Raw genomic sequence first — 15,803 nt, forward strand, 5'->3', positions numbered from 1 at the left:
CCTCCACCGCCGCTTGCCACGCTTGATGGAAACGCTCGGGGTCGAGCCCTTCGACGTCGAGGCGCATCTGGTTGATGTAGTCGCCCGTGGCTTCTTCGTACACCGCGTGGAACAGCATGCCCTGCTGCATCGGCGACAGCGGATAAAGGTCTTCGATCAACTGTGGCGCCAACGGCAAGCCGTCCAGTTGCGCCTGGTTCAAACGCGCCAGCGGGAAGTCCGACGGCGTGACGCCGTGTTGCCCGGCCTGGCAGCAATGGGCGATCAGCGCTTGCAGCTCCTGCGCATAATCGTCAGCCAGTTGTTGGATGGTCGCCTCGTTGAACATCTCGCGGCTGAAGGTCCAGCCCAGGTTCAATTCACCGCCGTACACCTGACCGTTGAGGGCCAGGTGGTTGGCCAGTGGTGCGCCGTCGTCGAGTTCATCGCCGGCCGCTTCGCTGGACGGCACGAACAGCGCGCCGTCGGCTTCGGTGAAACTGCCGTCAAACTGCCCCAAGTAGTTGAACGTCAGGCGCGGCACCGGCAATTGACCCAGCGCCTCACGCGCAGCGTCGTCGCCCAAATGCGCCAGCGCACCAAAACCGATGCCTTTGTTCGGGATGCCGCGCAGTTGTTCCTTGATCTGTTTCAGCGAGCCGCCGAGGTCGGCGGTCGGCGTCAGTTTGGCCGGGTACAGGCTGGTGAACCAACCCACGGTGCGGGTCAGGTCTACGCCGTCGAACAGCTCTTCGCGGCCATGGCCTTCGAGCTGGATCAACGTGCTGTCGGCGCCGGTCCAGCGCACCATGACCCGAGCCAGTGCGGTCAGCAGCAAGTCGTTGACCTGGGTGCGGTAGGCCGCCGGGGCGTCTTGCAGCAGTTGCCGGGTCAGTGTTTTGTTCAGTTGCGTGCGCACGGTCAGCGCATGGCGGTTCTGTTGGCTGCCCTCGGGGTTGTCACACGGCAGGGCGACGTCGGCGCCTTGCAACTGTTGTTGCCAGTAGGCCAATTCCTGTTGCAACGGCGCACTGCGTGCATAGGTTTGCAGCTGTTCGGCCCAGGCTTTGGCGGCACTGGTCTTGGCTGGCAATTGCAGCGGTTCACCCGCCGACAATTGGCGATAGGCAGTTTGCAGATCGTCAAACAGAATCCGCCACGACACACCGTCCACCACCAGGTGATGGATCGCCAGCAGCAAGCGCTGGCTGCCGTCGTCGAGGTTGGCCAGCACGGCACGCACCAGCAGCCCGTTTTCAAGGCTCAGACTGCGTTGCGCTTCATTGGCCACGACTTCCAGCCCGGTCGCGTCGGCAACATCGACGGCCCAGACAATCCCGTCTGCCTGCTGATTGATTGCGCGGTACTGCGCCTGCCATCCATCAGCCTGCTCGACAAAGCTCAAGCGCAAGCCGTCGTGATGGTTAATCAACGCACCCAACGCCTGTTCAAGCTCGGTGGCGTCGAGGGTTTGCGTTGGCTTGAGCATCACCGCCTGGTTCCAGTGTTGACGCTCAGGAATGAACTGGGCGAAGAACACTTGCTGCACCGGCAACAACGCCAGTTCGCCGGTGACCGGGCCTTGATCGATAAGTTGAGCCTGTTCGCCTAAGCGCGCCACCGAGGCCAAAGCCTGGATGGTCTGGTGCTGGAACAGGTCTTTCGGCGTAAAGCGAATCCCGGCCTGACGCGCGCGGCTGACCACCTGGATCGAGATGATCGAATCGCCACCCAGCTCGAAGAAGTTGTCGCTCAGACCGACCTGATCGAGCTTCAACACGTCCTGCCAGATCGTCGCCAGTTGCTGCTCCAGCGCGCTTTGCGGCGCCACGTAGGCTTGCTGCAATTGGCTGACATCCGGCTTCGGCAGGTTCTTGCGGTCGAGTTTGCCATTGGGGGTCAGTGGCAGACGCTCAAGCAGCAGCAAATAGGCCGGCACCATGTGCGCCGGCAAGGCAACTTTCAGTTGCTCGCGCAGGCTTTCGGCAAAATCAACCCGAGCCGCGCTCAACGCATCGGCCACCACGTAGGCCACCAGGCGCTTGCCACTGCCAGCGGTGCCTTCCTGGGCGACCACCACCGCTTCGCGTACGCCATCGAGGGCTTGCAGGCGCGCTTCGATTTCGCCGAGTTCGATACGGAAACCACGGATTTTCACCTGATTATCGATGCGATCCAGGTAGTCGAAAGTGCCGTCGGCACGCTGGCGCACCAGGTCGCCGGTGCGGTACAGCAAGCCGCCGACATGGCTGAACGGGTCCGCGACAAAACGCTCCGCGGTCAGGCCCGGACGGTTCAGGTAACCCCGGGCCAGACCGGTGCCACCCAGGTACAACTCACCGGCCATGCCTTGGGGCAGCAGGTTGAGGTCGGCGTCGAGCACGTAGGCGCTACGGTCGCCGATGCGGCTGCCGATGGGCGCGTACGCGGCGCCGCACGGCATCTCGCGTCCGGCCTTCCAGATCAGCGGCGTGACCACGGTTTCGGTGGGTCCGTAGCCGTTGATGATGTAGTCCGGATCGAGGGCGCGCTTGACCCGCTCGAAACTCGCGGCCGGCACCGCATCGCCACCAAAGCAGTAGATGCGCACCTTCGGCGGATGCCCTTCGCGCTCGGCGTGTTCGGCCAGTTGTTGCAGGTACACCGGCGGGAATGCCACGACGGTGACGCCGTGATCGCGCATGGCGTTGTAGGTCTGTTCCGGGGTCCACAGGCTGTCATCGCGGATCAGCAGCGACGCACCGTGAGTCAGGCTGGTCAGCCAGCGTTCATGGGCACCGTCGAAGGCGAACGACATGAAGTGGAATTCGCAGTCGCTGTCGCGCATTTCATAGCGCTCGCCGATCGCCTGGCAATGCATCGCCAACGGACCGTGGGCCACGCTCACGCCTTTCGGGTTACCGGTGGAACCGGAGGTGTAGATCACGTAGGCGAGGTTCTGCGGATCGAGTTGTACCCGCGGCGCATCGAGTGGCTGGCCACTGAGGTCGAGGCGGTCGAGTTCCAGGACTTGAGTGGCCTCGTCGATAGGCAGTTGTGCCGAAACGCGGGAGTCAGTCAGCAGCAGCGCCAACCCGGAATCCTCGATCAAATACGCCAGGCGTTCCCGTGGGTAACTGGTGTCCAGCGGCACATACGCACCACCGGCCTTGAGCACCGCCAACAGCGCGACGATCACCCCTTCACTGCGCGGCAACGCCACGCCGACCCGGGTTTCCGCGCCGACACCGCGAGCGATCAGGGCATGGGCCAGTTGATTGGCGCGCCGATCAATCTCGCCATAGCTGAAGCGCTGGCCGGCAAAAATCACCGCCGTGCGCTCCGGGCCCTGGGCCGCCCATTGGGCGATGCGCTGGTGCACGGCGACGTCCACCGGGTACGGCTGCGGATGGTTGTTGGCCAGTTGCAGCGCCAGTTCCTGCGGACTGGCCAGGGCGATTTCGCCGAGGTTGCGCTCGGCGGACTCGGCAAACTGCTCCAGCAGTTGCAGCAACTGCGCACTGATGCGCTCAATGGCATCGCTGGCGAAATGCGCGCGGTCGAAGCTGTAATGCAGCGCCAGCGTCTCGCCGAGGGTCACGGCCACGCTCAACGCATAGTGGGTTTGCTCAAGGCTGGTGACCTCGCCGAACGCCACGCCTTGCTCCGCGCCCTGTTGCAGCGCCTGGGCAATCGGGTAGTTCTCGAACACCAGGATGTTGTCGAACAACGCTTCGCCACCCTGCCCGGCCCAGCGCTGAATATCCGCCAGTGGCGTGTGTTCGAACTCGCGCAGGCTGAGGTTTTGCGCCTGCACGGTTTGCAGCCAGGCACCGACGCTCTGGTCCGGGCGCGGCGTGCCGATGACCGGCAAGGTGTTGATGAACAGGCCGACCTGTTGCTCGATACCCGGCAAGTCCGCCGGACGCCCGGCCACCGTGGCGCCGAAGGCCACGGTTTCGTGACCGGTGTAGCGTTGCAGCAACAGCAGCCACGCCGCTTGCACCAGGGTGTTGAGCGTCACTTTTTGCTGACGGGCAAACGCCTCCAGCCCTTGAGTACCAGTGGATGGCACGGTCTGGAAATGATCGCCGTGACCGCTCAGGGCTTCGTTGCCCGGCACCACCCGCGCCAACCGGGTTGGCTCTTGCAAGGACGCCAGTTGCTCGCCCCAGAAGTTTTCGCTCAGTTGCCCGTCCTGGCGTTGCAGCCAGCCGATGTAATCGCGATAACGCCCGGCTGCCGCCAGCGGTGCCCGACCGCGATAACGTTGCAAGACTTCGCCCAGCAGCTGCGAGTTACTCCAGCCATCCATCAGGATGTGGTGATGGGTATAAATGAGGTGCCATTGATCGGCGGCGGTTTGTACCAGCACCAGGCGCAGCAACGGCGCCTGGGTCAGGTCGAAACCTTGTTGGCGCTCAACATCGGCCAAGCCATCGAGGGCGGCGGCATCATCGCCACGGGCGCGCCAGTCGAGCACGCTGAACGGCAACTGCACTTGCTTGTGCACGATTTGCAGCGGCTGTTCCAGTTCACCCTGCCAGACAAAACCGCTGCGCAGGATGTCCTGGGCATCGACGGTGGCTTGCCACGCGGCACGGAAACGCTCGGGATCAATTCCTTGAACGTCAACCCGCAACTGATTGATGTACTCGCCTGCCGCTTGTTCGTAGAGGGTGTGAAACAGCAGGCCCTGTTGCATAGGCGACAGCGGGTACAGGTCGTCGAGTTGGCCGACGGACACCGGCAGCGCATCGAGTTGCGCCTGGGTGATGCGCGCCAACGGGAAGTCCGACGGCGTGGCTTGCGGCGTTTCCAGCGCAGCGCAATGCTCGATCAGCGCACGGAGTTCGGCGCCATAGCTGTCGACCAATTGCTGGATGGTGGCCGCGTCGAACATCTCGTGGCTGAAGCCCCAGCTCATGGACAACTCGCCGCCGTAGACCTGCCCTTCGACGGTCAGCCAGTTGGCCAACGGCGCCGAAGGATCCTGAGCCACGCCACTGCCGTCGGTGGACGGCACAAACAGTGCGGTTTCGTCGAACTGGCGGTCGAACTGCCCCAGGTAGTTGAAGGTGATCCGTGGCGGCGCCAGGGCCGCCAGTTGTGCGCGTTGCGCCGGCTCGCCGAGGTAACGCAACACGCCATAACCCAGGCCCTTGCCCGGAACGGCCCGCAGTTGTTCCTTGACCGTTTTGATCGAGTCCGCCAGCGTCGCCGCCGGTTGCAGACTGACTGGGAACAGGCTGGTGAACCAACCCACGCTACGGGTCAGGTCGAGTTCGTCGAACAGGTCTTCACGACCGTGGCCTTCAAGCTGAATCAACGCCGTTTGCTGGCCGCTCCAGCGGCAGATGACCCGCGCCAGTGCGGTCAGGAGCAAATCGTTGACCTGGGTGCGGTAAGCCGCCGGCGCGCTTTGCAGCAATTGGCGGGTCAGTTCGCTGTCGAGGCGACATTCGATTTTTTGACCGAAGCGATTGTCCAGGCGACCTTCGGGACGGTCACACGGCAAGGCCTGTGCGCTGGTTTGCTGCTGCCAGTACGCCAGCTCTTCGCTCAGCGCCGGCGCGTGCTGTTGCAGGCGCTCGGCCCAGGCTTGATAGGCGCTGGTCTTGCTCGGCAGGACAATCGCCCCGCCGCTTTCCAGTTGCGTGTAAGCCTGCTGCAAATCTTCCAGCAAGACGCGCCACGACACGCCGTCCACCGCCAAGTGATGGATCACCAGCAACAGACGCTGAGCGCCATCGGCCAAGGTCACCAGCATCGCCCGCAGCAGCGGACCGTTTTGCAAATCGAGGCTGCGCTGGGCTTCATCGCACAACGCCGCCAACGCTTCAGCGCTGTCGGCCTGGCGTTGCCACAACCCGGACTCGGTCACTTCGCTGGCATAGCTTTGCTGCCAGCCCTGGGCGTCTTCGACAAAGCGCAAACGCAGGGCATCGTGATGATTGATCAAGCGCGTCAGCGCACTTTCCAGCCATTGGGCTTGCAACGTTTCACGCGATGCCAGCAGCAACGACTGGTTCCAGTGCCCACGCTCCGTCATCGGTTGCTCGAAGAAATAATGCTGCACCGGCGTCAGCAGCACGGCACCGCTGGCCAGGCCTTGATCGACAGTGCTCAGGTGATCGACCGTCGCCACCAGCGCCAGGCTGCGCACGGTCTGGTACTGGAACAGGTCGCGCGGACTGAGGCGAATGCCGGCCTGACGGGCACGACTGACCACTTGGATCGAGATGATCGAATCGCCGCCCAGTTCGAAGAAGTTGTCTTCCAGGCCAATGCGCTCGACACCGAGCACGTCCTGCCAGATCGCCGCGAGGGCTTTTTGCAGTTCGTCCTGGGGTTCGACGAAGGCTTGCTGCACGGCGGCTTCCGGCTCGGGCAAGGCTTTGCGGTCGAGTTTGCCATTGGCGGTCACCGGCAGTTTGGCCAGTGGCATCAGGTACGTCGGCACCATGTATTCCGGCAAGCAGCCGAGCAACCAGGCCTTGAGGGTTTGCTGCCACTGCGCTTCAGGTTCGGCGCTTTCCAGGACCAGATAGCCGACCAGATGCTTGCCGCCCTGCACCAGCACCACCGCTTCACGCACCAGTGGGTGTTGCATCAAGCGAGTTTCGATCTCGCCCAACTCGATGCGCAAGCCGCGCAGTTTGACTTGATGATCGAGACGCCCGAGATACTCGATAACCCCGTCCGCACGCTGGCGCACGCGGTCGCCGGTGCGATACAGGCGCGCACCGTCATGGAACGGGCAAGGCACAAAGCGCTCGGCGGTCAGCCCCGGACGACGGTGGTAACTGCGCGCCAGACCGGCGCCACCGAGGTACAACTCACCGGCCACGCCCGCCGGCACCGGCAGCAACTGCGCGTCGAGAACATGGGTGCGCAGGTTGGCAATCGGCTGGCCGATCGGCACGCTGTCGGCGCCTTCATCGACACAGGTCCAGTGGGTGACGTCGATGGCCGCTTCGGTCGGGCCGTACAAGTTGTACAGCCCGGCCTTTGGCAATTTGCTGAACACTTGCAGTTGCGCATCCAGCGGCAGCGCTTCACCGCTGCACACGATGCGCTTGAGGCTGCTGCAAACCTCAACGCCCGGCTCGTGAATGAACGCCTGGAGCATCGACGGTACAAAGTGCAGCGTGCTGATTTGATGCCGGCCGATGGTCTCGATCAAGCGTGCCGGCTCACGGTGTTCACCCGGTGCGGCGACCACCAGACGGGCGCCGGTCATCAACGGCCAGAAAAACTCCCAGACGGATACGTCAAAGCTGAACGGGGTTTTCTGCAACACCGCGTCGCTGCCATCGAGGCCGTACGCCTGTTGCATCCAGCACAAACGGTTGACCAGCGCCGCGTGGCTGTTGCCAGCACCCTTGGGTTTGCCGGTGGAGCCGGAGGTGTAGATCACGTAGGCCAGGTTCAGGCTGTGCATCGCCACGGGAACGCGGGCAGCGCTGTAGCGGTCCAGCCAATCGGATGGCTGGTCGAGGGTGATCACATTCACGCCCTCGGTCGGCAGGCGCGGCAGCAGAGAAGTTTGGGTCAGCAACAGCGCAATCGCACTGTCTTCGATCATGTAGGCCAGGCGCTCCTGGGGGTATTCCGGGTCCAGCGGCACATAGGCGCCACCGGCCTTGAGAATCGCCACCAGCCCGACGACCATTTCAATCGACCGCTCAACGGCGATCCCCACCAGCACATCCGGGCCAACGCCCTGTTCGCGCAGCAGTTGCGCCAATTGGTTGGCCCGGGCGTCCAGTTGCCCATAGCTCAGCACCACATCGCCGGACACCAGCGCGACGTTATCTGGCGTGCGCGTAGCCTGCGCTTCGATCAACTGATGGATGCACTGCTCGGTCGGATAGCGTTGTGCGGTGTGGTTCCAGTCGTGGACCAAAGTTTGGTGTTCGCTGGCATCCAGCAACGGCAGTTCACCGATGCGCTGGGTGACATCGCCGACCATGGCGTGCAACAGGCGCGTCCAGTGCTGGGCCATGCGCGCGATGGTTTCGGCGTCGAACAGGTCATTGGCGTAGGTCAGCGCGGCGTGCAATTTGCCGGCCTTTTCGTAGGTGTCCAGGGTCAGGTCGAACTGGGTGGTGCGCCCTTCCCAGTCGATCATGCCCAGTTCCAGGCCCGAGGCCGTGGTCACCGTGGTGATGTCCGCGACTTGCGGCTGATGGTTGTACATCACCTGGAACAACGGCGTGTGGCTCAGGCTGCGCTCCAGCTTCAAGGCTTCTACCAGACGCTCGAACGGCAAGTCCTGATGGGCCTGGGCGCCGAGGGCGGTTTCCTTGATGCGGGCGAGCAGATCGACCACGCGGGTCTGGCCATCGAGCTGGGTGCGCAGCACTTGGGTGTTGACGAAGAAACCGATCAGGCCTTCGATTTCGCCACGGTTACGATTGGCGATGGGTACGCCGACGCGGACGTCGGTCTGCCCGGTGTAGCGATGCAGCAGCGCATTGAAGGCGCCGAGCAGCAGCATAAACAGGGTGATGTTGTGCTTTTGCGCCGTGGCGCGCAGTTGCTCGGCCAGTTGCGCGTCTACCGCGAACTCATGGCGCGTGCCGCGATAGCTTGGCATCGCCGGGCGCGGGTGATCGATCGGCAACTCGAGCACCGGATGCTCGTCGCCCAATTGCGCCTGCCAGTATTCGAGCTGACGCGCCTGCTCCCCCGCTTCCAGCCAGCGGCGCTGCCACAGGGCGTAGTCGCTGTACTGGATCGGCAGCGGCGTGAGTTGCGGTTGCGCGCCCGCGTCATGGGCGTCGTAGCAACGGATGAACTCGTCGATCAACACGTTCATCGACCAGCCATCGGAAACGATGTGGTGCAGCGTCAGCAGCAACACGTGTTCCTGTTCGGCGAGCTTGAGCAACTTGACCCGCAGCAGCGGGCCGACCGCCAGGTCGAACGGCAACAACGATTGTTGCTGGGCTGCCTGGGCGACTGCGTGCTCACGCTCGGTCACCGGCAATTCACTGAAATCGACCTGCTCGATCACCAGCGGCGCACTGGCCGGCACTTGTTGCAGGCTGTCGTCCGGCTGGCGCTGGAACACCGTGCGCAGGGTTTCATGACGCGCCACCAGGCTGGCAAATGCCTGATCCAGCGCCGCCAGGTTCAACCGGCCTTTAAGCCGTACCGCGCCGGGCAAGTTGTAGGCGCCACTTTGCGGGTCCAGTTGCCACAGGAACCACATGCGTTGCTGGGCGTAGGACAGCGCTTGCCGGTCTTCGGCCTCAACCCCTTGGGGGATCGGGAAACGGGCGAAATCCACGCCCTCCTTGTGCAAGGCCGCAAGGAACATCTGGCGCTTTTCCAGGGGCAACCCGATAAACCGGCGAGCAAGTTTCAAGGAGTCTTCAGCATTCATTTCTTAGCATCCGGATCAGTAGGCAGGAAGCACAAAGGCACGTCGTCCCTATAAAACGAATGCAGACCGGAAAAATTAGCGATTGAGAACAAGTATCAGAAAGGAGGTAGTGCGGGGTCTGGAGACTGTCATCAGTCAATGTGGGAGCGGGCTTGCTCGCGAATGCGGTGTATCAGTCACATCTTTACTGAATGACACACCGCTTTCGCGAGCAAGCCCGCTCCCACAGGGGGAAAAGTGGTGGGATAGATCAGGCGCTGACAGCCATCGCATGCCGCCGATGGTGCACGTCCAGTTGATCCTTGATCACCCGCAGCACCTTGGCTTCGTGCTCATGAATGAAGAAGTGCCCGCCCGCCAGCATGTCCACCGAGAAGCTGCCCTGGGTTTCCTTGCTCCAGCCGATCAGTTGTTCGGTGGTGGCTTTGTCGGCCTTGCCGCCGAGCACGTGCACCGGGCATTTGAGCAACGGGCGCTGCACTGGCTGGAAACGCCCGCACAGCAGGAAGTCGGCGCGCAGGATCGGCAGGGTCAGGCTCATCAGCTCTTCATTCGCCAGCACTTCTTCGCTGGTGCCATTGAGGGTGCGCAACTGGTCAATCAGCTCGGCATCGGTCTTGGGCTCGGCGAAACCGCGATCGTAATCGGCGCGCATGGTCGGCGCGGCAGTGCCAGAGGCAAACAGCGCAACCGGTTCCGGGCAACCGAGCGCACGAAAGGCATGGGCCAGTTCGCAAGCCATCAACGCGCCGAGGCTGTGGCCGAACAAGGCATACGGTGCTTTCAACGTCGGGCGCAGTTCCTTGGCCAATTGCATGGCCAGCGCGCGCATATCGGTGTGCAGCGGTTCGTCGAAACGGGCGCCACGGCCTGGCAATTCCACCGGTTGCAGTTGCAGCCACTCCGGCAACTTGCGCCGCCAGCGGCTGTAGACCATGGCGCTGGCGCCGGAATACGGCAGGCACAGCAGAGTCAGCTTGGTCACCGCGGGTTCCTCAAAAAGATGTCTGTACTAAGGAACGCTCCAGCGCCCGCGCAAATTAGTCGCGACGGGTTAAATTTCCCGCGCGAGTGCTCGTTATTTCTTCAGACCAAAACCAACAAGAGTGAACGTCGTGGACCTGCAGACCATCCTGGGCAAACTGTTCGCCAATGCCGGCGCCGTCGGCATCGAAGGGGTTTTTCAATTCGTCTTCGGCCCGCACCAGGCGTACTGGTCCGAGGTCAAGGCCAGCAGCCGCACCGAAGCCGGACACCACGCCAGCCCCGACGTGACCATTGAAGTGGCGGAGAAAGACTTTCTCGGGATCATGGGCGGCGTGGCCAACGTCGAGGAACTGTTCGCCAGCGGTCGCTTGAAGATCGGCGGCAACATGGGCCTGGCGACGATGCTGCCGCAGATCATCGACCACGCCCGGCATGGCGCGGCGGTGGTGGAAAAGGTCGATATGAACAAGCGCTACCCAACCCCGCCGCGCTTCAGTGAACGCCTCACCGCCAGCCTGCCGACCCAGTGCACGGTAGAACGGCGGCCGCGCAGTGAACTGTCGAAGCACGAATTCGATACGCAATACCTGCCCAACGGCATCCCGCTGGTCATCAGCGATGCCTTGCAGGACTGGCCGCTGTTCAAGCTCAGCCGCGAAGAATCGCTGGTGCATTTCGCCGAACTGCAGGGCATCACCCGCCATGGCGATTATGTGAAGAAGACTTTCTCCACGGAACGGGATTTTCGCTCCACGTCCATGGCCGAATTCATTGCCTCGCTGGACAGCCCGGCGGTCAAAGGCGCGAACGGCGACCCGCCGGCGTACATGGGCAACAACATCCTGCCCGCGCAGTTGATGCAGCAGATCAAATACCCGCCGTACTTCGATCAGTCGCTGTTCATCCCGCCACGGATCTGGATCGGCCCCAAAGGTACCCTGACCCCGCTGCATCGCGACGACACCGATAACCTGTTCGCCCAGGTCTGGGGCCAGAAAACCTTCACCCTCGCCGCGCCCCATCACCGCGACGCGCTCGGTACCTGGTCCACCGCGCCCAAGGGCGGGTTGGACGGTTGCGACTTCAACCCGGATGCGCCGGATTATCAGCGCTTTCCCCAGGCGCGGGATGTGACCTTTATGCGGGTGACATTAGAAGCTGGGGATTTGCTGTTTTTGCCGGAGGGCTGGTTCCACCAGGTGGAATCGGTGTCGACGTCGTTGTCGGTGAATTTCTGGGTTAACTCGGGAAGAGGCTGGTAACCCCCAATCCCCCCTGTGGGAGCGGGCTTGCTCGCGAATGCGGTGTGTCATTCAGCATTGATGGAGACTGACACACCGCATTCGCGAGCAAGCCCGCTCCCACAGGGGGTTATTTATTTCAAATGACGGAAGCTTTGGATCGCCGACCCCAACACCACCGCCCCCGCCGCAATCGCTACCCAAAACCCGCTACGCGCCCCGAACGCATCCACCAGCCACCCGGAACTCGCCGCGCCAATCGCCACGCCGATGCTCAACCCGGTGATCAGCCACGTCAGGCCTTCGGTCAGTTTGGCCGGCGTGACGATGCGCTCCACCAATGCCATCGCCACAATCAGCGTCGGCGCGAAGAACAATCCGGCCACAAACACCGCCAGCGCCAGGCCGAAAATGTTCGTCGCCAACAGCAACGGCAACGTGGTCACCGCCGTCATCACACCGCCATACAGGAACAGTCGCGGCAACGGCAATTTCGAACGCAACGCGCCAAACACCAACCCGGCCAGGCATGAACCGATGGCGTACACCGACAGCACGATGCTCGCCGCCGCCGGTTGCCCCTGCTGCTGGGCGAAGGCGACGCTGACCACATCCACCACGCCGACAATCACGCCCATGGCGGTCATCAACAGCATCAGCAGGCGGATTTCACCAGACCGAATGATCGAACCCTGATGCTGGACTTCGTGCGGGTGCACCGGCGGTTCGGTGCCACGTTGCAAGACAAACGCCGTGACCCCGATCGCCAGCATCAGCAACGCCGCCAACGGCCCGGCCTCGGGGAACGCGACCACGCACAACCCCACCGACAGCGGCGGCCCGACGATAAAGCAGACCTCGTCCAGCACCGATTCCAGGGCATACGCGGTTTGCAGTTGCGGCTGGCCGCGATAGAGCTCGGTCCAGCGCGCCCGGACCATCGCCGACATGCTCGGCATGCACCCGGCCAGGGCGGCGAACGCGAACAGCGTCCAGTGCGGCGCCTGCAATCGGGTGCAGAGCAACAGCATCAAAAGTGCGCCGCCGCCGAGCAGCGCCGACGCCGGCAGGATCCGGCCCTGCCCGTAGCGATCCACCAAGCGCGACACCTGTGGTGCACAGAATGCCGTGGCCAGGGCGAAGGTTGCCGCCACCGCGCCGGCCAGTCCGTAGCCACCCTTTAGCTGCGAGAGCATGGTGATCAGGCCAATACCGGTCATGGAAATCGGCATGCGCGCGATCATCCCGGCCAGCACGAAGGCCCCGGCGCCGGGGGCTTTGAACAGTTCGCGGTAGGGGTTTGCCATGGGTCGGCCTCATTCAGGGCCTGCAAGTTGCCATAAAGGCTCGTTTGGGGGAAAGCGGGGAATTGTTGGTTGAATGTGAAGGCCCCTTCGCGAGCCAGCCCGCTCCCACAAGGGTCTCTGTGTATGGCGCAAATAACATGAACACCACTGATCAAATGTGGGAGCGAGCTGGCTCGCGAAGAGGCCCGTCCAGTCATCCACAAATGAACTCTCTGCCCCGTAAGCAAGTCAGCTAATTAGGCCCTCCCTTCAAGGCGCTAACCTGCATGCAGATTTCCCTCAAGCAACAAGTTGCCCTGGTCACCGGCGCCAGTTCCGGCATCGGTGCCGGCGCCGCCAAGGCCCTGGCCGCCGCCGGTGCTGCGGTGGTGATCAACTACAACTCCCAGGCCGAACCCGCCGAAGCACTGGCCCGGCAGATCAATGACGGCGGCGGTCGCGCCATCGCCATCGGCGCCGATGTTTCGAAAGAAGCTGACGTCGAACGGCTGTTCGCCCAGACCCTCGACGCCTTCGGTTTCCTCGACATTCTGGTGGCCAATTCCGGGATGCAAAAAGACGCGAAAGCCGTGGACATGAGCCTCGCCGACTGGAACCAGGTGATCGGTGTCAACCTCACCGGCCAGTTCCTCTGCGCCCGCGCCGCCCTGCGGATTTTCACCCAGCAAGGCATTCGCGAAGGCGTGTCCAAGGCTGCCGGCAAGATCATCCACATGAGTTCGGTGCACCAACGCATTCCGTGGGCCGGTCATGTGAATTACGCCGCGTCAAAGGGCGGTGTCGACATGCTGATGCAGACCCTGGCCCAGGAAGTCAGCCAGCAGAAAATCCGCATCAACGGCATCGCGCCGGGGGCGATTCGCACGGCGATCAACCGTGCCGCCACCGAGGGCGACGCCGCGCAAGAGCTGCTCAAACTCATCCCTTACGGCCGCATCGGTGATGTCGAAGACGTTGCCAACGCGGTGGTGTTTCTCGCTTCCGATGCCTCCGACTACATCGTCGGCACCACCCTGTTTATCGACGGCGGCATGAGCCTCTATCCGGAGTTCCGTGGCAATGGCTGATCATCATCCCGAACGACAAAGTGCCATCGACGCCCACGGCATCATTGGCGACATGCGCAGTGCAGCGCTGGTCAACGACAAGGGCAGCGTGGATTTCTTCTGCTGGCCGGAGTTCGACAGTCCGTCGATCTTCTGTTCGCTGCTGGACACGCCCGAGGCAGGGATCTTCCAGTTGGCCCCGGACCTTCCCGACGCCCGCCGCGAGCAAATCTACCTGCCGGACACCAACGTGCTGCAAACCCGCTGGCTGAGCGACCGCGCCGTGGTCGAAGTCACCGACCTGCTGCCCATTGGCGACAGCGAAGATGACCTGCCGATGCTGATGCGCCGGGTGCGGGTGGTCAGCGGCACCGCGACGATGCGCATGCGTTGCGCGGTGCGGCATGACTACGCCCGGGCCAAGACCCGCGCGCGCCTGGAGGAAAAAGATGTGGCCTTCGAGGCGGCGGACCAGCCGTCCCTGCGCCTGTCTTCGGATCAGGCACTGAGCCTCGATGGCAACGCCGCCGTCGCCGAATTCACCCTCAAACAAGGTGAAAGCGCGGCGTTTCTGCTGGGCGCGATTGACGACCCGCGCTTCAAGGAAGGCGCCGCCGAACTGTGCATGGAACGCACTCTGAAGTTCTGGCGCGACTGGATCGGCCAGTCCAACTATCGCGGGCGCTGGCGGGAAATGGTCAACCGCTCGGCCCTGGCCTTGAAGCTGCTGACCTCGCGCAAACACGGTGCAATCCTCGCCGCCGCGACCTTCGGCCTGCCGGAAACCCCCGGCGGCGAACGTAACTGGGATTACCGCTACACCTGGATCCGCGACGCCTCGTTCACCGTGTATGCCTTTATGCGCCTGGGCTTTGTCGAAGAAGCCAACGCCTACATGAAATGGATGCGCCATCGGGTCAGCGATTGCCACGGCCAGTCGATGAAAATCAACATCCTCTACGCCATCGACGGTCGCCAGGAACTGCCGGAAACCGAACTCACGCACCTGGCGGGCCACGGCGGCGCGAAACCGGTGCGCATCGGCAATGGCGCGTACAACCAGATCCAGCTCGATATCTTTGGCGAGCTGATGGACGCGGTTTATCTCGTCAACAAGTACGGCGAGGCGATTTCCCATGAAGGCTGGAAGCACGTCGTGGAAGTGGTCGATCAGGTCTGCGAAACCTGGCAGACCGAAGACGTCGGCATCTGGGAAATGCGCGGCGAGCAGCATCACTTTTTGCACTCGCGATTGATGTGTTGGGTCGCCGTGGACCGCGCGATTCGCCTGGCATCGAAGCGCTCCCTGCCCGCCCCGTTCGCCCGCTGGGACCAGACGCGCCAGGCCATTTACGCCGACATCTGGGAAAACTTCTGGAACGAAGAACGCGGGCATTTCGTGCAGCACATCGGCGGCACCGCCCTCGATGGCTCGATGCTGCTGATGCCGCTGGTGCGCTTCGTCAGCGCCAAGGACCCGCGCTGGCTCTCGACCCTGGAAGCGATCCAGAAAACCCTGGTGCGCGACGGCATGGTTTATCGCTATCGCAACGAAGACACCGAGATCGACGGCTTGCCCGGCACCGAAGGCGCCTTCGCCGCGTGCTCGTTCTGGTACGTCGAATGCCTGGCCCGGGCGGGTCAGGTTGAGAAAGCGCATCTGGAGTTTGAGCAGTTGCTGAGGTATGCCAATCCTTTGGGGTTATACGCCGAGGAATTCGACAGCCATGCGCGGCATTTGGGCAATACGCCACAAGCGTTGACGCATCTGGCGTTGATCAGTGCGGCGAGTTTTCTCGATCGGAAATTGAGTGGGGAGAAGAATTACTGGCAGCCGTGAGACCGCGTCGCCTGCATTCGCGAGCAAGCC

General features: G+C 62.9%; 6 protein-coding genes (1 of these 6 only partly in view). 3 read left to right on the plus strand and 3 right to left on the minus strand.

Annotation, left to right across the window (positions count from 1 at the left end; translation table 11 throughout):
- On the minus strand, positions 1-9,352 hold the 5' portion of the coding sequence (locus tag ACIQY3_RS32040; RefSeq protein ID WP_403028075.1) for a non-ribosomal peptide synthase/polyketide synthase. 3,002 nt of this gene lie to the left of the window's left edge; the window shows 9,352 of its 12,354 coding nt (coding positions 1-9,352); its start codon is at positions 9,350-9,352; its stop codon lies beyond the left edge, outside the window.
- Between the two features lie 250 nt (positions 9,353-9,602).
- On the minus strand, positions 9,603-10,337 hold the full coding sequence (locus ACIQY3_RS32045; protein WP_403028078.1) for a thioesterase II family protein: 735 nt from the start codon (positions 10,335-10,337) through the stop codon (positions 9,603-9,605).
- 130 nt (positions 10,338-10,467) lie between these two features.
- Here ACIQY3_RS32045 and ACIQY3_RS32050 point away from each other — a divergent pair, with 130 nt between their 5' ends.
- The gene (locus ACIQY3_RS32050) at positions 10,468-11,601 is read left to right on the plus strand and encodes a cupin-like domain-containing protein (protein ID WP_403028081.1); all 1,134 of its coding nucleotides are present in this window, start codon (positions 10,468-10,470) and stop codon (positions 11,599-11,601) included.
- Between the two features lie 113 nt (positions 11,602-11,714).
- On the opposite strand, the gene ACIQY3_RS32055 is transcribed toward ACIQY3_RS32050, so the two are convergent.
- The gene (locus ACIQY3_RS32055; protein ID WP_403028084.1) at positions 11,715-12,887 is read right to left on the minus strand and encodes an MFS transporter; all 1,173 of its coding nucleotides are present in this window, start codon (positions 12,885-12,887) and stop codon (positions 11,715-11,717) included.
- Between the two features lie 266 nt (positions 12,888-13,153).
- On the opposite strand from ACIQY3_RS32055, the gene ACIQY3_RS32060 reads away from it, so the two are divergent.
- Together ACIQY3_RS32060 and ACIQY3_RS32065 are read left to right on the plus strand one after the other, a co-directional pair.
- Entirely contained in the window at positions 13,154-13,954 is an 801-nt protein-coding gene (locus tag ACIQY3_RS32060) for a glucose 1-dehydrogenase (protein ID WP_403028087.1), read from the plus strand.
- Positions 13,947-15,773 (plus strand): glycoside hydrolase family 15 protein, encoded by a 1,827-nt coding sequence (locus ACIQY3_RS32065; protein WP_403028090.1) that lies wholly within the window; start codon positions 13,947-13,949, stop codon positions 15,771-15,773. The genes ACIQY3_RS32060 and ACIQY3_RS32065 overlap by 8 nt, the downstream gene beginning before the upstream one ends.
- Positions 15,774-15,803 lie beyond the last annotated feature (30 nt).

It is taken from the genome of Pseudomonas sp. NPDC096950, from assembly GCF_044762525.1.
GTDB lineage: Bacteria > Pseudomonadota > Gammaproteobacteria > Pseudomonadales > Pseudomonadaceae > Aquipseudomonas.

Excerpts from the sequence above, each read along its gene's own strand:
- ACIQY3_RS32055 (WP_403028084.1), bottom strand. The coding sequence starts at position 12,887 with ATGGCAAACCCCTACCGCGAACTGTTCAAAGCCCCCGGCGCCGGGGCC.
- ACIQY3_RS32060 (WP_403028087.1), top strand. The coding sequence starts at position 13,154 with ATGCAGATTTCCCTCAAGCAACAAGTTGCCCTGGTCACCGGCGCCAGT.
- ACIQY3_RS32065 (WP_403028090.1), top strand. The coding sequence starts at position 13,947 with ATGGCTGATCATCATCCCGAACGACAAAGTGCCATCGACGCCCACGGC.